We start from the raw sequence: 19,169 nt of genomic DNA on the forward strand, positions 1-19,169 counted from the left end.
CTGAAGGCCGCGTCCCGGCTGCCCCACGATCCGGAGTCGAGGCCGCTGCTGCAGCGGCTGGGCCTCGCCGCGTTCCCGGCCCAGATCCGGCAAAAGCCGCCTATCCCAGCGCCTCCCTTACCAGCGCGTCCGCAAGCGCCGCGCTCCTGGCCCTGCTGCCGGCTGCGCTTTTGCTGGTGCTGCCGGGCCTGCGCCTCCAACCCTTCAGGTCGGGCGCGACATCTTCTGCCGCTGCCAGATCCGCTCGACCAGCGTGACCAGCAGCGCGCCCAACTCGCGCTCGCGGCCGAGATGCGGCAGAAGCGCCAGCGCCTGTTCCAGCGCATCCTCGACCAGCGCATCCGCCAGCGCCGCGTCCTGCACCAGATAGCGCGCCAGCGCCCGCAGCCGCGGCAGCATCTCCGTCACCGTCATCTCGGGCGTGCAGCACAGCCCGGCCCGGTAGATTGCGCTGTGCAGCAGGATGGCCGAGGCGAGCGCCTCGGGGCCCTCGTGGCTCGGCACGCAATGGCCATGCGGGTAGAGGCCCAGGCCGGGCCCCGGCGCCTGGGCGAAGATGACGAAGGGGATGCCGGCGGCCTGCAGGCTCTGCGCCAGCGGCGCCGGGTCGCGCAGGTTCAGCACCGCCGCGTCGACCTGCATCGGTCCGGGCCGGACCAGCGCGGCCGCAAGGCTGCCGCTGAAGCGGATCTCCGCCGGCCCGTCACCCTCTCCGTCCCCAGCCCCGTCCCCAGCCCCATCTCCGGCCCCGTCTCCGGCCCCGTCTCCGGCCCCATCTCCGGCCCCGTCTCCGGCCCAAGGCGCGGCCAGCCGGTGGCGCGCCAGCATCGGCGGCAGGACCGGCGCGTGAACCGACGCATGGGTTGGCGGGTGGGCCGAAGCATGGGCCGAAGCATGGGTTGGCGCGCAGGTTTGCGTATGGGTCCGGGGCGCATCCTCCACCAGCACCTCGACCGAGGCGCCGGCCTGGCGCAGGTAATCCGCCACCGATCCCGCCCCGGCCGCGCCGTCCTCCCACAGCGCCAGCCGCAGCCCGTGCAGGTCGGCGCTGCGGTAGAAATGCCGCACCCCCGCGGGCGAGATGCAGGAAAGGGTTTTCCGGTTCGGCATGACCCGGATCCTCAGGCCCCGGCCGGCGACGAAAGGCGCCCAAACGCCAGCCGCCAGAACCGGAAGACGGCGCTTTCCCCTTCCCGCGATGCCGGGGGCATGTCGGTCTTGCGAGGGAAACGCCCGGTCCCGGCGGGCGGGAGGCTGGCGGGGGTCTTGCGGTCGGGCATCGCGGGGCTTCCCATGCTGCTTGGGGGCTCGGGCGGCCGGGCGGTGCCGCCCGAGGCGCTCATTGCGACGGCTGGCCGGGATCGGCCGGGGCCGTTCCGGCGGGGGCGCTGTCCGGGGATGCGGCGTCGGCGGGGGCAGTCCCGGCCGGCGCGGTATCGCTCGGCGCGGTCTCGTCGGGCGCGACGTCAGCAGACCCCGCGTCGGCAGGTGCGGTCTCGCCGGAGGGGGCGTCGGCGGCGGGCGCGGTCTCGGCAGGAGTGGTATCCGTGGGCGCCGCGTCAGCAGGGGTGCTGTCGGCGGGGGCAGGCTCGGCGGGGGCGGTATCGGCAGGCGCGGCCTCGGGCGTGCTGCTGGTGGGCGCGGTCTCGTCGGCAGCAGGCGCCGCGTCGGCGGGTGTGGTGGCGGGTGCGGTCTCGACCCCGGTGGCGGGGGCGCCCGAGGCGGGGGGGTCGGCGATCTCGTCCACCGGACCCGGCACCTGGCCGGGGATCTCGGGATCGCTGGTCTCGTCGTTGAACCACCAGAGAAACCCCGCCAGCGCGATCAGCACGGCCGCGAGGATGCCGATGATCGGGACGAGGTGGCGGCGTCTTTGCCTTTCCAGGTCGGTGCGTGGTGCGGACATTGCAAAGCTCCTGTGCTGGTGTCGGACGGGTCTCCAGACGGGCCCCATTGGCGCGGCCGCCCCGTCGGGCGGCCTTCCGCGGGATCCCCCTCCGGCGTGCTTGGGGACGGTCATGGAAAGGAAACACCCGCCGCCCCCGGCTTGTTCCCCTAGGCCGCGGCCCAGGCGTCCAGAACCTCGCCCAGCGGCGCGGTCTCGACCTGCTGCGAGAACCGCGTGCGGTAGAGCGTCATCGCCGCGTCATGGCCCTGGTCGGTCGAGGAACAGACCGCATCGCCCACCAGCACCACCCGGTAGCCCAGGTCGACCGCGCCCATCACCGTGCCGAGCACGCAGACGTCGGTCTCGCCGCCGGTGATCACCAGCGTGGTGATCCCGGCGCGGCGCAGCCAGCGGTGCAGCCGCCCGTCGTGCCAGGGCGAATAGACCGGCTTGTCGACCACCCGGGCCGGCGGCACATGCCGCGCCAGTTCAGGCAGCAGCTCGAGCCATGTCCGGTCCAGCCGCTCGCGCAGCATCTCGGGCCATTGCGCGTAATAGCGCGCCCAGGCGCCGGGCGCCGCCCCGAGCCGCTCGGGCGGGATGAAGCGGGTGAAGACGGTGTGCTGCGGCCGCGCCTCGACCAGCGTCGCAACCGCCGGCCGAACCTGCTCGATCCACGGCACCGCCCAGGCAGAGCCGGGCCCGAACAGCCGCTGCATGTCGACGCAAAGATGAACCGTCGCCGCCGGAAGGCGGCCGAAGCGAAGGGTTTCTGCCATGGCGCCGGGGTTCTTGATGATCGGGACGTTCCATGCAGAACCGGGCAGCGCCGGAATCGTTCCGCGAATCGTTCCGCGCCAGGGCCTGGGGCGGGCGAATTTTTCCGGGAACATTCCCGCGCCCGGCCGGTTGGGTGGCGCATGATTTCGTGCGGCGGGCCGCGATCGCGGCCGGCACGAGCCGGCGCCGGTCATTTTCCCCGGCGCCGCGTGCCAGGATGGGAAACCGCCGGACAATGTCCCGCGTTGCGCTATTTTGCGTCGGACGGGGACGGGCATACCGGATGGGGCGGCAGCAGCGCGACGGAGGGGCGATGGACGGATCGGTGCATTTTCTGGATGGCGGCGGCGAGATGGGCAGGGCGATCCGCGACCATGACTGGTCCGGCAACGCGCTTGGCCCGCCCGACGGCTGGCCCTCGGCGCTGAAGATCGCGCTGGGGATGGCGCTGAACTCGAAATTCCCGAAATGCATCGTCTGGGGTCCGGGGCTGATCACCCTGCACAACGACGCCTTTCGCCCGATCCTGGGCGACAAGGGCAATGTGCTGGGCCGGTCCTTCGCCGAGGTCTGGAGCGAGGCTTGGGAGGAGATCGGCCCCCTCGCCGAGCGCGCCTATGCCGGCGAGGCGACCTTCATCGAGGACTTCCCGCTGGTCATCGACCGCTACGGCTATCCCGAGCAATGCCATTTCACCTTTTGCTACAGCCCGATCCGCGACGAGAACGGAGTGGTGCGCGGCATGATCGACACGGTGATCGAGACCACCGGCAAGGTCGAGGCCACCCGCCAGCTGCGGCTGGTGAACGGCGAGCTGGGCCACCGGATCAAGAACACGCTGACCGTGGTCTCGGCCATCGTCAACCAGACGCTGCTGAGCCATGACGGCCCCGAGGCGCGCGAGATCCTGCGCCAGCGCATCGGCGCCCTGGCCCAGGCGCAGACGCTGCTGACCGATTCCAGCGCGCTGGATGCCGAAATCGGCCAGGTGGTCCGGCAGGCGCTGACGCCGTTTCGCACCGGGCAGCGGCGCTTCCGCATCGCCGGCCCGCCGGTGCGGCTGTCGGCCAGGCAGGCGCTGACCCTGGCGCTGGCCATCAACGAACTGGCGACCAACGCGCTGAAATACGGCGCGCTGTCGGTCCCGCAGGGCGCGGTGGACCTGGGCTGGACCGGCGGGCGGCCGGGCAGCGACGACCCGTTCCGGTTGCTCTGGGCGGAATCGGGCGGCCCGCCCGTCGCCTCCCATGCCGGCAAGGGCTTCGGCTCGCTCATCATCGAGGAGGCGCTGGCCCAGGACTTCATGGGCGAAAGCGTGATCCGCCACGAGCCCGAGGGCCTGCGCTGCGAATTGCACAGCCGCATGAGCCACCTGGGCGCGGGCGAGGGCGAGGGTGCGCCGAGCTGATCCCGGCGCCGCTGGCCTATTCGATCACCGCGCAGGCCAGCCGGTCGCCGGCGCCGCCGGTGGGCTGGGTCTGGTAGTCGTCGGGGCCGGCATGGATCATCAGCGCCCGGCCCTTGATCGCATTGTCGCCCTCGGCCAGCGTCACCAGCGGGTTGAAGACCTGCGCCCGCGCGGTGCCCTCGGCATCGACCCAGATGTTGGGCATGTCGCCGGCATGGGGGCCGCCCTCGGCCAGCACGCCATGCGGGGCCTGCGATGGGTTGAAGTGGCCGCCCGCCGATTCATGGCCGGTGGCGTGGTCGCAGCTGCCGGTTTCGTGGACGTGGAAGGCGACCCATTGGCTGGCCGGCAGCCCGGTCGCCTCGACCTCGATCAGCACGCCGGTCGGCGTCGCCGTCAGCGCCGCGGTTCCGGCCTCTTGTCCCTCGGTGTCAAGGAAAACCGCCTTGGCATCCTGGGCATGGGCCGAAAGCGGCATCAGGGCGAGGCCGAGGGCCAGAAGATATTTGGGCATTGCTGTTTCTCCCAGTGCTGCATGTCGGCGGGGGAACCCCCGGCCTGCGGGCTTTGTTCCCGCGAGCCGGGGAAATCCGCCGCCAGGCCGGATCACAGGCCGCGGCGGAACTCTTCGACCAGCCAGGCGACGATGCTGCGAAAGGCTTCCTGCGGCGTGGCCCCGGCGGCCATGGCCGAGGCGAACAGCGCCCGCTGCCGCTCGGCCGCGCTGCCGCGGGCGATCATGTCGCGCAGCCCGGCTACCGCGGGCTGGCTGTCCAGCGCATCGGCATCCTCGGCGATGGCGGCAAGCCAGCCCTCGGCGATCTCGTCGAAGGGAAGGATGCGGCGGGTGCCGAAGTCGATCAGTCCCTCGGTCAACCCATAGCGGGTCGCGCGCCAGCGGTTCTCGCCCAGCAGGAAGTTATCGTATTGCCGCCAGCGCAGGTTCTGCCGCGACAGCCGCCACAACATGCGCAGCGTCGCCTGCACCAGCGCGACCAGGGTGATCGTGTCATCCAGCCGGGGGCAGGCGTCGCAGATCCGGGTTTCGAGCGTGGGAAAGCGCGCCGAGGGGCGCAGATCCCACCAGATCTTGCTGGCATCGCCGATGATCCCGGTCTCGGTCAGCGCCGCGACCGAGCGGTCGTATTCGGCCCAGCTGCCCAGCCGCGGCGGCAGGCCGGTGCGGGGATAGCCGGCAAAGACCGTGGTGCGATACGAGGCGAGCAGCGTATCCTCGCCCAGCCAGAACGGGCTCGAGGCCGAAAGCGCCAGCAGATGCGGCAGGAACCACGAGAACTGGTTCATCAGGTCGATGCGCATGTCCTGGTCGGGGACGCCGACATGGACATGCATGCCGCAGATCAGCATGCGCCGGGACACCCCGCCCATTTCTTGCGAAAGCTGGTTGTAGCGGTCCTTGTCGGTATGGTCCTGGCTGCGCCAGTCCGCGACCGGATGGCAGGCGACGGAAATCGGCGCCAGGCCGAATTCGGCGGCATGGCGGGCGATGCTGCCGCGCAGCCGGGCCAGATGATCGCGCGCCTCGCGCACATTGGCGGCGACGGGGGTGCCGATCTCGATCTGGCAGCGCAGGAACTCGGGGCCGACCTGGTCGGCCAACTCGGCCTTGCAGGCGGCCATCAGCGCATCGGGCGCCTCGCGCACGTCGCCGGTTTCAACATCGACCAGCAGGTATTCCTCTTCGACGCCCAGCGAGAATTCGGGCTCGTCGGCCATGTGCTGTCCCTTTCGTCAGATGCCGCCTTCAGGCCGAACCCCAAGCGGGCGGCGGTTGTTCCCGCCACCGATGCCGGCGGATGGGTCTTGCAGGGCAGGGGGCTTTCAGCCCTCGGCCTGGTCCTCTGGCGTGCCGCTGTGCTTGCGATGCCGGCTTTCCTGGTTTTCGCCCCTGGGCGTGGGATCGCCGTCCTCCTTGGCCTCGGCCCGCGGCTTGGGGGACTCGGCGATCTCCTGGTGCGGGTGCTTGGCCGCGTCCAGATAGGGGCGGGGGTCGAAATCCTTGCCGGCGTTGCTGGTATCCACGCGCTTTTCGATGATCTGCCGCTGCTGCTGGCGGGTCTTCTTGCCGATCATGTCCGGTCTCCTTTTCCTCCGGCTGGCTATTTGTTCTCGCGGCCGCGCTGGCGGGGGTCTATGCCGCCCTGCGGGGTGGTGTCGTTCAGCACGTCGCCTTCGAAGGTGTTCTCGCCGCCGATCTCGGGGTCCTTGCGACCGGCGCCCTTGGAGCGGCCGATGCCCGGATCGTGCCGCAGGTCCGCGTCCGAGGGCTGGCTGGGCTTGGGTTGCTTGTCGGTCATGTCGGTGTTCCTTGCTGAAGGATTTCCGGGAAAGAAGGCGGACAACCGCCAAGCCCGGACAATGTTCCAGGCCGGCCGGGCCGCCGCCGCAAGCGCCGCCGGATTGGGCAGGACGGCCATTTTCCGCCCAGGGGTTTGCGCTTGCGCGTTGACTCTGCAAGCACGCCCGAGGGCACCGCTCAGGACATGAGGAGTTGAGCATGCCACATGAAACCGTTTTCGCCTCTGCCCTGGTGTTCGGCGTCATCGCCAGCGCCAGCATCGCGGCCGCGTCGGTGCTGACCATGCAGTCCATGGGGCTGTGGGTCGGACCGCCCCGATTCTAGCGGGGCGCCTGCCTGCGGCGATGCCCAGGTATTGCGGCAGGCTGGGGTTGCAGGCCCGCAGGGGCCACGTTCCTCCGAAACCGCCATGGGTCTGGTTATGCGCCTCCCCGCCGTCGAGGACGGCGCCGGGCGATCCGCGAGACAGGAGGATGACAAGGCAGATCGTTTGAGCGACAAAGAGCGCAACCGCCGCGACGGGACCATTCCGATCACGAGGATTGGCGCGGCGCCCATGGCCGCGACGACGACCACGACCCGGCTATGGCGATTATGGGCGCGGGGCCTATGGGGGGATTTCCGGCGGGATGACGACCATGTCCGTGGCGGCCCCGGCGATTATCGCCGCGGCTACCGGACGATGACGGCTGGCGCGACCGCCGGGACCGGGACTGGATGGACCCCGCCGGGGACGACGCGGCGTCCTGCTTTGGCCCGGAGGAGGCCGAACGCCACCGCCGCCAGGACGCGTAGCGCGACCATGACGAGTGCCGCCGCGGCTGTCGCTGTGCGGACGACCGAATCGGCGAGGGCAGGTGCGGCCGCTATCGCGATGGCTGGCCCGCCGCCGGGCCCGGCGGCGGGCCGGGCCGATGCCCCCTAGAAGGAGTTGCTGAGGCCCAGGTAGAGCCGCCGCCCCTCCACTATGCTTTCGTCCGGCACCACGTTGGCGACGTTGTAAAGGCCGATGGCGCCGGTCACGCCTTCGCGCAGGCGGTAGTCCAGCCCCAGATCGACGACCAGATGCGCCCGCAGCCCGGCGGTGCGGCCAAGCGCCTGCGAGGTGCTGCGATAGCGGGCGCGGGCCCAGAGGTTCAGCGCCTCGTCCGGCTGCCAGTCCAGCGCCAGGTTCAGCATGTGCCGGGGCAGGTTGTGAAACGGCTGCCCGGCGTTGCGGCCGCTGGCGATGCGGGAATCCGACCAGGTGTAATTCGCCGACACCGTCGCATCCCCCAGCGGGATGTCCAGCGTCAGCTCGACGCCGCGCAGCCGGGCTTCGTCCTGGTTGCGGTATTGCGTGACCGCCACGTAATGCGCGCCGTTCAGCACGCAGGCCGGGGCCTGACCCGCGGGCGTGCGGCACAGGTCCACCCGGCCGATGCGGTCGCGAAACCGCGTGTAGAAGGCGGTCGCCCCGAACTGGAGGCCGGTTTGCCCCTCCCACACCAGGCCCAGTTCGTAATTGCTGCTCCGCTCGGGCTTCAGGGCGCTGTTGCCGCGGTCGCGCGAGCGGCCGTCGCCGCCCGACGGCTCCCACACCCCGTCGTCGGCCTGTTTCAGCGCCGGCACCCGGTAGCCGCTGCCGAACCCGCCCTTGATGGTCAGGCCGGGCAGGGGGCGCCAGACCGCATAGGCCCTGGGCGTCAGCTGCGCGCCGTATCTCTGGTTGCGGTCGTGGCGCAGGCCCAGCGTCAGGGTCAGGTCGGGCGACAGCGCCAGCCTGCCCTCGGCGTAAAGCGCCTGGTGCCAGCGGCCGGGATCGGTGACGGCGGAATCGGGCAGGCGGCCGGGGTCGTGCCGGGTGCGCTCGTGGCGATGCTCGAACCCGAAGGTCAGGTGATGCCGCCCCCAGGGCTGGGTCGAGCGGGTGCCGAAGGTCAGCGCCTCGTGCCCGCTGCGATTGCCGGCATCGAAATCCGTGGTCTCGCGGAACAGGAAGGAAACCGTCTCGGCCTCGTCGCCGCGGCGCAGGCGGTGGGTCAGGCTGGTGCCCCGGTCGCGGATCACGGTCGGGGCCGGGGCTGCGGGCCCGCCCTCGTCCAGCCGCAGGCGGCTGCCCCACAGGTCCAGTTCCAGCGACTGGTCCGGCGCCGGGGTCCAGCCCAGCCTGCCGCCCAGGTTGGCCCGCCGCCCGGAGGACGAAGGCGCGACGGCCCCGTCCTGGCGATGGCGCGAGCCGTAGAGCATCAGCCCCAGCCGGTCGCTGACCAGCGGCCCGCCCAGCATGAAGCGCGCCTCGTTCGCGCTGCCGGGGCCAAGGTCATGCGTCAGGCCAAGGTCCAGCCTGCCCGTCCAGGCGTCGGGCACCGGCCGGGTGATGACGTTGACGACGCCGCCCGAGGCCGCCGATCCGTAAAGCGCCGACATCGGGCCGCGGATCACCTCGATCCGGTCGATGGCGGGGACGGGGGGCAGGAAGCCGGCCTTGGCGCCCACGCCGCGCCCGTTATAGGCGGCCTCCTCGGAGGCGCTGAGCGGCTTGCCGTCGATCATGAACAGCACATAGGGCTGCCCCATGCCGCGCAGGGTGATCGGGGTGCCGCCGTCGCGGCCCGGCGCGCCGACGAACAGGCCCGGCACGTCGCGCAGCGCCTCGGCCAGGGTCGGGCCGGGGCGGCGGGCCAGATCCCCGGCCCCGACCACGGTCATCGTCGCGGGCGCATCGGCCAGCTGCTGGGGATAGCCGGTCGCCGTGACCACGACGGTCTTCAGCGTGACCGTGGGCGCGGCCTCATCCGCCGGCGCCGGCAGTTCGACGACCAGGCTGCCCTGCGCGGTAAAGCGATGCCGGCCCCGCCCCGCGGGCAGCACGCTGCGCAGGGCCGCGTCCAGCGTCATGCGCCCGGAAAGCGGCGGGGCCACCAGGGCCGCGCCATCCCCCTCGACCAGCACGGAGAGGCCCGCGACCTGCCCGATGCGGTTGAGCGTCCGCGCCAGCGGCTGCGCGGGAATGTCGAAGTCGTATTCCGCCGCCGCGGCTTGCCCGGCCGCCGCGACGGCCGGCGCGGGCGCGGCGGCGCAGCCCAGCGACAGCAGGACGGCCAGCCCGAGCAGCGAGACCCCGTATCGAGACAAGAGCGGCGACATCGTTCCTTCCGTGCGAGGGGCCGGCCGAATGCCGCCCCACACATGCTCGACGCATGAGCCGGCGGCACGCTGAACCCGCGGTTTCGTTTTTCAGGCGCTGGCGGAAGGGCTGGCGGAAACGGGCAAGGGCGGCGCGCCCCGGCCCGGAATGCAGGGCTACATCAGCAGGCTGCCGCCGGGCAGGGGCAGGATGCGGAAACCCACGGCCTCGGCAAGCGCCTCGAGTTCGCCCCTGGGGTCGGCCAGGCTGATGCTGCCGGTGATCGGCCGCCGGGCCAGCGTCTCGCTGGCGAAAAGGATCGCGCCCGCGCCGTGGCGTTGCAGGACACCGGCGACCTCGCGCAGGCTGGCGTCGTAGAAGGTGAAGCGGCCCTCGCGCCAGGACAGCGCGTCGGGCACGTCGACCCGCTGCACCAGCGGGCGGGCGCCGGGCTGCGCGGGGATGCGGGCCTGCTGCCCCGGTTCCAGCATCGCCAGGCTTTGTCCCTGCGGGTCCAGGATCTCGACGCGGCCCTCTTCCAGCGTGACCAGCATGCAGCCGCCGCAATCGCGCACCTCGAAGCGGGTGCCATGCACGCGCACCTCGTTCCCGCCCAGCCGGACCGAGAAGGGGCGCCCGTCCCGCTGGACATCGAAGAAGGCGGCGCCGGAGCGCAGGGTCACGCGGCGGGTGGCGCCGTCCTCGGCATAGTCCAGCGCCGAGCCGCCGTCGAGCAGGGTCCGGCTGCCGTCCGGCAACGCCAGATCCTGCGCCGGACCGGGCCGGGCGACGTGATCGGCCAGCAGCCGCAGCCGCAGGTCGGGCCGCGCCAGGTCCAGCCACAGCGCGGCCATGGCGCAGGCGCCAAGCGCGAGGCCCGCGGCGAGGGGGCGGAACCAGCCCCGGCCCGTCCCTGACGGACGCTGGCCCGCCGGCCGGATGGGCTGCGTGCCGGCCATGACCGTGCCGCCGACCTCGCCGGCGATCTGCCAGGCCAGGCGCGCGTCGGCAAAGGCGCGTGCCCGGTCCTTGCCGCCCCCGAGCCAGCGGCGAAAGGCCGGGTCGTGTTCCAGCGCGGGATCGGCCACGATCCGCACCACCCAATCCGCAGCCTCTGCCCGGAGTCGTTCCTGCGGATCGGGTCGTGGCAGCAAGGGGGCGGCCCTCATTCGTTGCGAAGATCTTCCAGGGCCTGCGCGCAGCGGGCCACGGCCTTGGCCATGTGTTTTGCCACGTTCCGTTCGGACATGCCACAGATCGCGGCGATTTCCTGGAAGCTCAGCCCCTGGGCGCGGTTCATCAGGAAAAGCCGGCGGGTGGTCTCGGGCAGGTCGGCGATGGCCCTGCGCACCGCATCCCCCGATTGCTGCGCCGAAAGCGCGTCGAAGGCCGGATCCTGCGCCGGCAAGGGGGCCTCGGCCCCGGCCGCATGGGTGCAGCGCACCTTTTCGCGGCGCAGGTGGTCGATGGCGACATTGCGGGCCGAACGGGTCACGAAGGCGGCGGGATTGCCGCGCAGCTCGCCCGCCCGTTCCCAGAAGCGCAGGAAGACGTCATGCACCAGATCCCGCGCGATGCTGCGGTTGCCGATGCGCCGCGCGATCTGGCGTTCCAGCCGCGCGCCCTCGTCGCGGTAAAGCCGGCCAACCTTGTCACTGTCGCAGGAAGACATCGCAGCAGCCAAACATCCGCATCGGGGTCCGCATCGGGGCAGGAAGAGCGTTCTGGCGAAATGCGCGCGGCGCATCGGCTGACCGGGGCGAGATTAGGCCGCGGCGGGACGGGCTGTCCACCCCTCTGGCCGGCGCCCGGCGGGCCGTTGTTGCAGTTCCGATACAGTCGCGCCGAGAAAGCCGACAAAAAAACTCTGCGATCGGGTTCAGTGTCCGCCGCCCTGGTGCGTGAAGCCCTCGTAACAAGGCCGAACGCCGAACAGGAAAGAGGGACCGAACCGATGAGAGGATTGAAGAACACCACGGCCGATATGCTGGGCCGGCTGCCGTTGTGGCTGGCGGTGACGGGGGCGGCGGCCCTGCCCGCCGCGCCGGCGCTGGCACAGGCGACGGTCGAGGACGAGCAGGCGGTGGTGCAGCTTGATACCGTGGTCGTGACCGCGACCGGCCAGGCCCAGGCCCTGCCGGACGCCCCCGCGACGGTGACGGTGATCGACGGCGAAGAGATCAACTCGAAGCCCTATGCCACCGTGGCCGATGTGCTGAAGAACGTGCCGGGCGTGATCGTCAGCGCGCCCTCGGGGCGGTCCGGGGCCGAGACCATCTCGATCCGCGGCCTGGGCGAGAGCTATGTGCTGACCCTGGTCGACGGCAAGCCCATCGGCAACTCGCAGGAGGCGACCTACAACGGTTTCGGCTCGGGGCTGGCGATGTCCTATCTGCCGCCGCCTTCGGCCATCGAGCGCATCGAGGTGATCCGCGGCCCGATGTCCTCGCTTTACGGCTCTGCCGCCTCGGGCGGGGTGATCAATATCATCACCAAGCCGATCTCGGATGTGTGGTCGGGCTCGCTGACGCTGGGCAGCAGCCATTACAAGCATGGTGGCGCCGGCGATGCCAACGAGGGGCGGTTCTATCTCAGCGGGCCGCTGGTCCAGGACCGGCTGGGGCTGGCGCTGTTCGGCTCGCGCCATGACCGCAGCAAGGACGAGATGGCCGTCGCGGGCCGCGGCGGCAGCGTCAGCTACCAGTCCCAGGACATCGAGCGCAAGTCGCTGGGCGCCCGCCTGACCTGGAAGATCGACGAGACGCAGAACCTGGATTTCGAGACGGTCTATAGCGCACAGGACACCATCTCGACCCCGCAGGGCGGCGGAACGCCCGGCGGCGTCAGCGTCAAGCGCATGAACTACGGCCTTTCGCATGAAATCACCTGGGGCAACGACTATCGCACCGACAGCTTCCTGACGCTGGAGGATGTCGATTTCGAGAACGGCTCGAACGTCTCGGGCTACGAGATGCTGAACCTGAACACCCGGACCAGCATGAGCCTGGGCCGCCACGACCTGACCTTTGGCGCCGACTGGCGGGACGAGACCACCCGCCACGACCCCGAGCGGGTCAGCGTCGATCCCGAGATGACCCGCTGGCAATGGGCGCTGTTCGCCGAGGACAACTTCCACCTGCGCGACGACCTGACCCTGACGCTGGGCCTGCGCTACGACCATAACGAACGCTACGGCTCGCAGGTCACGCCGCGGGTCTATGCGGTCTGGCACGCCAACCCCTCGCTGACGCTGAAGGGCGGGGTCAGCGGCGGCTACAAGACGCCGACGCTGAAACAGGCCGACAGCAACATCTTCGAGCCCTCGGGCGGCGACGGCCGGGCGCGCGACCAGGGCAACACCGCCCTGAAGCCCGAGGAAAGCACCAACTATGAAATCGGCGCGATCTGGGAAACCGCGGGCGGCGTGCAGCTGGGCCTGACCGCCTATCACACCCGGTTCAAGAACAAGATCACCACTGAGCAGATCTGCGCCCATGACACGCCGGTTCCGGGCCTGCCGACGGATTGCGGCATGAACAGCCCGACCGATCCGATCAAGTGGATCAACCAATACGTCAACCGCGACGCCGCCGAGCTGAACGGGGTCGAGGCCACGGTGGACTTCACCCTGCGCAACGTCGATGTCTCGTTCAACTATACCTATGCCGACAGCAAGATCACCAAGGGCGACGCCGTCGGCACCGCCTTCAACAACAGCCCGCTGCATGTGGCGAACCTTGGCCTCGACTGGCAGGCCACGGATGCGCTGTCCTTGTGGAGCAACGTCCAGTATCGCAGCGCCACCACCGATACCGGCAGCGGTTATATCCGCGAGCATGCGATCGTCGACCTGGGCGCCGACTATCACTTCAACGACCACGTGATGGGCAGCCTGGCCATCTACAACGTCGATGACAAGACCTTCGACAATACCGGCTACAACGACGGCCGCCGGTTCTACATGGGCCTGACCAGCACCTTCTGAACCACCGGAACCCCCTCCGGCCGCCGCAGCGGCGGCCGGTTCATGCCAATCGCAACTTCAGGAGCCGACATGGCTTTTCCCCTTCGCAATGCAGGCCGGGCGCTGACCCTGGCCGCGTTTTTCGCCTCGGCCTCGGGGCTGAGCGCGGAAACCGCTTTCGACACGCCCGCGGATTTCGCCGGCCGCGTCATGTTCTCGGGCCCCGAGCGCGGCGCGATCCATGCCGGCGGCAAGGTCGAGGTCAGCGGCTCGGGCTTTGCCCCGCAGCAGCAGGTCAGCCTGCAACGCGGCAAGACGCTGCTGTCGCCGCAGGACATGCAGGCCGATGCCGAGGGCGGCTTCAGCTTTGCCTTCGACCTGCCCCAGGACGCGGCGGTCGGCCTGCATCCGGTCGTCGTCCAGACCGAAGGCCCGGACACCGCTGGCGTGGCCGAGCTGAAGGTCTCGCCCCAGGTGCCGCTTGCCGGGGCCGAGGGCTATGATATCCGCTCGGCCAAGGTGGGGCCCGGCGTCTACCAGGTCGCCCATAGCGCGCAGAACGGCACGGTTTTCGTGGCCTCCGCCGTGGGCAGGCCGCCCGAGGGCACGTCAAGCATCGCCAAGCTGGACGCCGGCACGCTGGAGGTTCTGGCCGAGGTCAATCCCGGCGATTTCGGCGCCTTCGGCATCGCCGTGGACGATGCGAACGGCACCCTATGGGTCACGAACACCCGCCAGGACGCGGTCGCGGTCTATGCCCAGGACGACCTGTCGCTGGTCAGGCAGTTCGAGGCGGGCTCGGTCGAAAAGCCGCGCGACGTGGTGATCGACGCCGCGCGCGGCCGCGCCTATGTCAGCACCCATCGCAGCCGGATCGAGGCCTTCGACACCAAGACGCTGGAAAAGCTCGACGGGTTCGAGCTGCAATCCGCAGAGCGCGGCGGGCAGTTCGCCACCATGAGCCTGGCGCTGGATGAAAAGGCCGGCCGGCTTTACACCGTCTCGCTGCGCACGCCGGAGCTGGCGCGTATCGACCTGGTCTCGGGCGAGGTGAAGATCCTGGCGCTGCCGGGCGCCAAGACCCCCTCGGGCGTGGATTTCGATCCGGCGACCGGGCGGGTCTTCGTGGCCTCGCAGGGCAGCGACAACGTGATCGCGATCGACGGCGAAAGCGGCGCGGTGCTGTTCGACACGCCGGTCGGCGCGGGCACGCTGAACGTCGCCTTCGACGCCGCAAGCGGGCGGCTGTTCGTGGCCAACCGCGCCTCGGACACGATCACGGTCCTCGATGCCGCCACGGGCGAGATCAAGGCCAACCTGGATGGCGGCTCCTTCCCCAACCACCTGGTCGTCGCCCCGGAAGGCACGGTGTTCTCGGTCAACAAGGCGCGCGGCAAGGACGATCCCGAAGGCGACCGCCTGACCCGCATCGCGCCCAAGGCGTGACCGCAAGGCGCGGTGTCCCTGCCGCGCGCGGTCCCCGGTCTCTGCCCCGTCCCTCTGGGGGCAGAGACCGCCTCGTCCCGTCACCCAGTATCCCGGACCCCATCCATGCCCGCCAACGCCCAGCCCTTCGCCCGTTGCCAGCCCCCGTCCCGGCAGGGGTGCCATGCCTGAGCCCGTTTCCCGGCAGCGGCTCTCGGTCGCCTCGCGCAGCCTTGCCGCCATCCTGGGCGGCTACCTGGCCGCCAATCTCTTCGTGCCGGCCTTTGCCAGGCTGGTGCCGATGCCGCCGCGCGATGCCGCGCAGCTGGCGCTGATGCTGTCCTTCGTCGTCTTCGCCGCGGCCTCGGTCTGGGCCTTCGCCTGCCGCAGCGCCGCACGGGCCTGGGCGGGGATCCTGGGCGCCGCGGCGCTGTTTGCGCTGGTCGTCGCGACCCTGCCGGGGGGTGGCGCATGAAGAACGGTTTTCGCCAGTCGATGGCCTGGCTGCATACCTGGACCGGGCTGCTGCTGGGCTGGCTGCTCTTTGCGATCTTCCTGACCGGCACCATCGCCTATTTCCGCAGCGAGGTGACCTATTGGATGCGCCCCGAGCTGCACGGCTCGGTCCAGGGCGCCGACCCGGCCGGGCTTGCCCTGGCCCGCCTGGCCGAGGTCGCGCCGCAGGCGGCAAGCTGGAACATCACCCTGCCAGACGAGCGCAGCCCGGTGCTGGCGCTGTCCTGGGCCAAGCCGGGCGAGCAGGCGGGACGGCGCGGCGGCGAGACCATGGTGATCGACGCCGCCACGGGCGCGACGCTTTCGCCGCGCCCGACGGCGGGGGGCGAGTTCCTCTATCGCTTTCATTTCGAGCTTTACGGCCTGCCGCGCAGCTTCGCGCGCTGGATCGTCGGCATCGCGACCATGGCGATGTTCGTGGCCATCATCAGCGGCGTCATCACCCATAAGAAGATCTTCAAGGAGTTCTTCACCTTCCGCCCCGGCAAGGGCCAGCGCTCCTGGCTGGACATCCACAACATGACCGCGGTGCTGGCGCTGCCCTATCATGTCATGATCACCTTTTCGGGGCTGGTGCTGTTCGCGGCGACGCTGATGCCCTTGGTGGTGGACCGCCCCGCGCCGCGCGGCCCGACCCCCCAGGCATCCGCCGCCGTTGCCGCGCCACCCCCGCAACGGGCGCTGCCGCAACTGGTCCCGCTGGCGTCGCTGCTGGCGCAGGCCGAGGCGGCCTGGGCCATGCCGGTCGGCCGGATCGGCATCGAAAAGCTCGACGGCCCCCGGCCCGAGATCGTCCTGGTCCCGCAGCGCAATTCGGTGCTGACGGTGCAGAGCGGCTCGGGCGCGAACGGGGTTGAGCGGATGCGCTTCGACGGGCTGAGCGGGGCGCTGATCGAACAGACCGGCCGGCCGGAGGCCTCGGCCACGGCAAAGGTGAACCACGCGCTCGGCGCGCTGCATCGCGCCCGCTTTGCCGATACCGCGCTGCGCTGGCTGTTCTTCGTCGCCGGCCTGGCCGGGACCGTCATGGTGGGCAGCGGGCTGGTGCTGTGGGTGTCGAAACGCGTCGCCAGGCATTCCCGTGCCGAGCGCCAGCCCCGCGGGCTGTGGCTGGTCGAGCGGCTGAACATCGGCGGCATCGCCGGGCTCACGCTGGCCACGGCGGGCTATTTCTGGGCCAACCGGCTGATCCCGGCCGATGCGCCGGAACGCGCGCTGCTGGAGATCCGCGCCTTCTTCCTGATCTGGCTCGCCGCGGCGCTCTGGCCCTTCCTGCGCCCGCCCGCGAAAGCCTGGAGCGAGCAGCTTGGCCTTGCCGCCTTGCTGCTTCTGGCCCTGCCGCCGCTGAACGCGGCGACCGGCCCGTCCAGCCTGTTGCAGGCGATGGGGCAGGGGAACTGGGTGCTGGCCTCGGTCGATCTGATGGCGATCCTGTGCGGCCTTGCCTGCGCTCATGCCGCCTGGAGGGCCCGGCCCGGACGGGTGAAGGCACCGAAGCCACGCGCCCGTGTCCAGGCCAGCCAGGTTCCGGGAGAGTAGGATGCTGGTCTGGCTGTCCCTTGTCCTTTGCTACCTGGCGTTCCTTGCGCTGGCCCTGGCCATGCCGCGGCACCACGAGCAGCTGCGCAGCCGCAAGCCTGGCCGAGGGCTGGTCTGGCTGTTACGGATCACCGGCGCTGTGTTGCTGGGCCTGTCGGCCTGGCCCGCGCTGATCTGGTGGGGAAACCCCGCTGTCGCGGTTTCGTCCTGGCTGGGCATCCTGTCCGTGGCGGCCTTCGCGGTCGCGATGATGCTGACCTATGCCCCCGGCTGGTGGCGAACGACCCTGGCCGGGGCCGGGACCGCGGCAATCCTGCTGCTGGTCCTGCCGGTATTTTTGCATCCGTGACCTGCGTATCGGCATCCATGGCCCGCGCGGTCGCCCGCCGCTCGGACCGCCCGTTTTGCTGGTAAGGCGGGGATTGAGCCGGGTTTCCTTGGCATTTCCCTGGTGGCCCGGCGCGCCATCCGCGCGGCCGCCGGCCCCGGCATCCGTCATCATTTGCACGCAGGCCCCCAATAGCGGCTGTTTACATTAGCAGCTGTCTAGCAGGCTGCTGAAAAAATCCGTGCGACAGGAGAGCTTGGGCCGGGAACCGGGAAATCCGCCTCAATTCTGCCGGAAATTCCCGGTTTTCAGGCCGATCTTCGCCGAATCCAGAACGAATTCCGCCACGACGCCCTGTCAGGGCCCTTTCTCCGCAGTCTGCTAGCGGTGTTGCTGGCGGCCGGGCGTGTCATGACCTGCCGCCGCTTCCGCGGGCTCACGCCCCCCGGCGTTTCGAGGCGACCCGGACGTGCAGTTGCCTGGAACGCGGGCCCCGTCCGGCCTGATGAGCCTGGCTCAAGCTCGCCAGCGGGGTTCGCGCCCTCCGTCCTGACGAGGTAGCCGGGCGGTCAGGCGGTCGTTGTCGTGGCAGGGGCGGCGACAAGACCTGATGCTGCTATGCCTTGATGCCGGCGCGCCCGTCGTCCTATAGCCGATATGGCGGAACCGTGCCGTGGCGTGTGTGCGGATGAAGGCCCGCACTTCGGTTTGCTTTACCGGGCGCCATCAAGGCGATCGTGAAGCAAGCCTTTTGTCGTATCCGACGGCAAATATGGAAATACTGCGTTCCCCCGACGGCTATAGAATTTCGTTACCTCCGTGGAATCTCCTCCAATACCAAGGCGAACTGTCAGAACGTGTAAGTTTAAAGCAGCCTCCGGTCTGGCTTTGCCGCCGTGAAACTGCCGGTTCACGTTACAAGAAGCGGAAGAATCCATGCGGGTCGAATTGGTCCTAACGCTGCCTAGCGCGCTGCTTCTCGGTGCAAATCCGGCGGCTGGAATTGCGAGTAAAAGGTCATTTTCCTCGTATCCGTGGCATTTTTCGCTCAACTCGCATGACATGGGTTTCACCGCCTAGCAGTCGCTGAATATCGATCGCGCAACATGTCTCCGGGAACGTGGGTGGTCCAGATACTTCGCCGACCTTTGCTGCGAGACAGGGCGACTCCTTGCGATGAAACCGTGTTCTGTAAACCGGATAGCTGATCGAAGCAAATCATTCCCGCAGGCCGCTGACCTGATCGACTCTTGCAGATCCGCCGCCTTTCAGGACCAGTTCGGCGCCGTTTTGGGTTAATTCGATCCCGGTCACGCGACTATAGGATTCGACATCGCGTAGGGTCACGCTGCCGTTGCTGCTTTCTTCCTCGATGCGGAAGGTGTAAAATCCCGCAGGGAGTGAAGTGCCATCCGCATATCGACCATGCCATTCAATCTCCCCAGACATTGATCCTATGGCTTGTCGTAGCACCTCTTTGCCCTGTTCATTCAGCGTAACGAGCGTAACACTTTCGCCATTCGCGCTTCTGTCCGCCGCCAGTATCAAGGAGGATCCGTCGAACCATACAGGAGCATTCGTTCTCACCTCCCGGCCTATCCAGGTCGAAAGCTGACCGATCTCCCCTCCATCGATATTGCCCAGAAGCTGCGTCAGAAGCAAGTTGGTCTGAACCTGCTGCTCAACCCCGGAAAATGTCGCAAGCTGCACGGCAAATTCCGTGTTCTCCATTGGATTAAGCGGATCCTGGTTCTTGATCTGCGTCGTCAGCATCTTCAGGAACATTTCGAACTGGTTCGTGGAGCTGGTTTCGCTGGATTCTTTTGAGGATTGGAGGCTTCTTGCATCAATTCCGCCAACCGCAGAAGTTGTATTGATAGTCACCATCTCTT

Annotated in this window: 18 protein-coding genes; 7 read left to right on the plus strand and 11 right to left on the minus strand. The window is 69.5% G+C overall.

Annotated elements, in window-relative coordinates:
- Nucleotides 1-204: 204 nt before the first annotated feature.
- From KF941_RS20265 to KF941_RS20275, 3 genes are all read right to left on the minus strand, one after another.
- Nucleotides 205-1,110, minus strand: coding sequence for a hypothetical protein (locus KF941_RS20265; protein WP_214274348.1), 906 nt, complete (start codon nucleotides 1,108-1,110; stop codon nucleotides 205-207).
- 229 nt (nucleotides 1,111-1,339) lie between these two features.
- Nucleotides 1,340-1,906 (minus strand): hypothetical protein, encoded by a 567-nt coding sequence (locus KF941_RS20270; RefSeq protein ID WP_214274349.1) that lies wholly within the window; start codon nucleotides 1,904-1,906, stop codon nucleotides 1,340-1,342.
- 149 nt (nucleotides 1,907-2,055) lie between these two features.
- Complete coding sequence (locus KF941_RS20275; RefSeq protein WP_116220528.1) at nucleotides 2,056-2,667, minus strand: cysteine hydrolase; 612 nt, start codon at nucleotides 2,665-2,667, stop codon at nucleotides 2,056-2,058.
- Between the two features lie 314 nt (nucleotides 2,668-2,981).
- Between KF941_RS20275 and KF941_RS20280 the strand changes: the two genes are divergently transcribed.
- Nucleotides 2,982-4,076 carry a PAS domain-containing sensor histidine kinase gene (locus KF941_RS20280; RefSeq protein WP_214274350.1) on the plus strand — a complete coding sequence of 365 codons (1,095 nt, stop codon included), beginning with the start codon at nucleotides 2,982-2,984 and terminating at the stop codon, nucleotides 4,074-4,076.
- Between the two features lie 16 nt (nucleotides 4,077-4,092).
- Here KF941_RS20280 and KF941_RS20285 read toward each other — a convergent pair whose 3' ends face one another.
- From KF941_RS20285 to KF941_RS20300, 4 genes are all read right to left on the minus strand, one after another.
- Nucleotides 4,093-4,590, minus strand: coding sequence for a superoxide dismutase family protein (locus KF941_RS20285; RefSeq protein WP_036754830.1), 498 nt, complete (start codon nucleotides 4,588-4,590; stop codon nucleotides 4,093-4,095).
- A 92-nt stretch (nucleotides 4,591-4,682) separates the two neighbouring features.
- Nucleotides 4,683-5,813: a carboxylate-amine ligase gene (locus tag KF941_RS20290; protein WP_214274351.1), complete on the minus strand. Its 1,131-nt coding sequence runs from the start codon at nucleotides 5,811-5,813 to the stop codon at nucleotides 4,683-4,685.
- 105 nt (nucleotides 5,814-5,918) lie between these two features.
- Nucleotides 5,919-6,170 carry a hypothetical protein gene (locus KF941_RS20295; protein ID WP_214274352.1) on the minus strand — a complete coding sequence of 84 codons (252 nt, stop codon included), beginning with the start codon at nucleotides 6,168-6,170 and terminating at the stop codon, nucleotides 5,919-5,921.
- A gap of 26 nt (nucleotides 6,171-6,196) precedes the next feature.
- Nucleotides 6,197-6,394, minus strand: coding sequence for a hypothetical protein (locus KF941_RS20300; protein WP_036754845.1), 198 nt, complete (start codon nucleotides 6,392-6,394; stop codon nucleotides 6,197-6,199).
- A 200-nt stretch (nucleotides 6,395-6,594) separates the two neighbouring features.
- Here KF941_RS20300 and KF941_RS28425 point away from each other — a divergent pair, with 200 nt between their 5' ends.
- Entirely contained in the window at nucleotides 6,595-6,720 is a 126-nt protein-coding gene (locus tag KF941_RS28425; RefSeq protein ID WP_255469536.1) for a hypothetical protein, read from the plus strand.
- 597 nt (nucleotides 6,721-7,317) lie between these two features.
- Here KF941_RS28425 and KF941_RS20305 read toward each other — a convergent pair.
- The 3 genes from KF941_RS20305 to KF941_RS20315 form a co-directional block, all read right to left on the minus strand.
- The gene (locus KF941_RS20305) at nucleotides 7,318-9,525 is read right to left on the minus strand and encodes a TonB-dependent receptor (RefSeq protein WP_214274353.1); all 2,208 of its coding nucleotides are present in this window, start codon (nucleotides 9,523-9,525) and stop codon (nucleotides 7,318-7,320) included.
- A gap of 156 nt (nucleotides 9,526-9,681) precedes the next feature.
- Nucleotides 9,682-10,659, minus strand: coding sequence for a FecR domain-containing protein (locus tag KF941_RS20310; protein WP_181820604.1), 978 nt, complete (start codon nucleotides 10,657-10,659; stop codon nucleotides 9,682-9,684).
- Nucleotides 10,660-10,670: 11 nt separating this feature from the next.
- Entirely contained in the window at nucleotides 10,671-11,177 is a 507-nt protein-coding gene (locus KF941_RS20315) for an RNA polymerase sigma factor (protein WP_036754846.1), read from the minus strand.
- Between the two features lie 282 nt (nucleotides 11,178-11,459).
- Between KF941_RS20315 and KF941_RS20320 the strand changes: the two genes are divergently transcribed.
- From KF941_RS20320 to KF941_RS20340, 5 genes are all read left to right on the plus strand, one after another.
- Entirely contained in the window at nucleotides 11,460-13,490 is a 2,031-nt protein-coding gene (locus KF941_RS20320; RefSeq protein WP_214274354.1) for a TonB-dependent receptor, read from the plus strand.
- 69 nt (nucleotides 13,491-13,559) lie between these two features.
- Complete coding sequence (locus tag KF941_RS20325; protein WP_214274355.1) at nucleotides 13,560-14,915, plus strand: YncE family protein; 1,356 nt, start codon at nucleotides 13,560-13,562, stop codon at nucleotides 14,913-14,915.
- Nucleotides 14,916-15,078: 163 nt separating this feature from the next.
- Nucleotides 15,079-15,369: a DUF3649 domain-containing protein gene (locus tag KF941_RS20330; RefSeq protein WP_116220534.1), complete on the plus strand. Its 291-nt coding sequence runs from the start codon at nucleotides 15,079-15,081 to the stop codon at nucleotides 15,367-15,369.
- Nucleotides 15,366-16,949 (plus strand): PepSY-associated TM helix domain-containing protein, encoded by a 1,584-nt coding sequence (locus KF941_RS20335; protein WP_214274356.1) that lies wholly within the window; start codon nucleotides 15,366-15,368, stop codon nucleotides 16,947-16,949. The genes KF941_RS20330 and KF941_RS20335 overlap by 4 nt, the downstream gene beginning before the upstream one ends.
- A gap of 1 nt (nucleotide 16,950) precedes the next feature.
- Nucleotides 16,951-17,298, plus strand: a complete 348-nt coding sequence (locus KF941_RS20340) for a DUF3325 domain-containing protein (protein WP_214274357.1) — start codon at nucleotides 16,951-16,953, stop codon at nucleotides 17,296-17,298.
- A gap of 1,197 nt (nucleotides 17,299-18,495) precedes the next feature.
- Here KF941_RS20340 and KF941_RS20345 read toward each other — a convergent pair.
- Entirely contained in the window at nucleotides 18,496-19,164 is a 669-nt protein-coding gene (locus tag KF941_RS20345; protein ID WP_214274358.1) for a flagellar hook capping FlgD N-terminal domain-containing protein, read from the minus strand.
- Nucleotides 19,165-19,169 lie beyond the last annotated feature (5 nt).

The sequence above is a fragment of the Paracoccus sp. pheM1 genome (assembly GCF_018499825.1).
Lineage (GTDB): Bacteria > Pseudomonadota > Alphaproteobacteria > Rhodobacterales > Rhodobacteraceae > Paracoccus > Paracoccus versutus.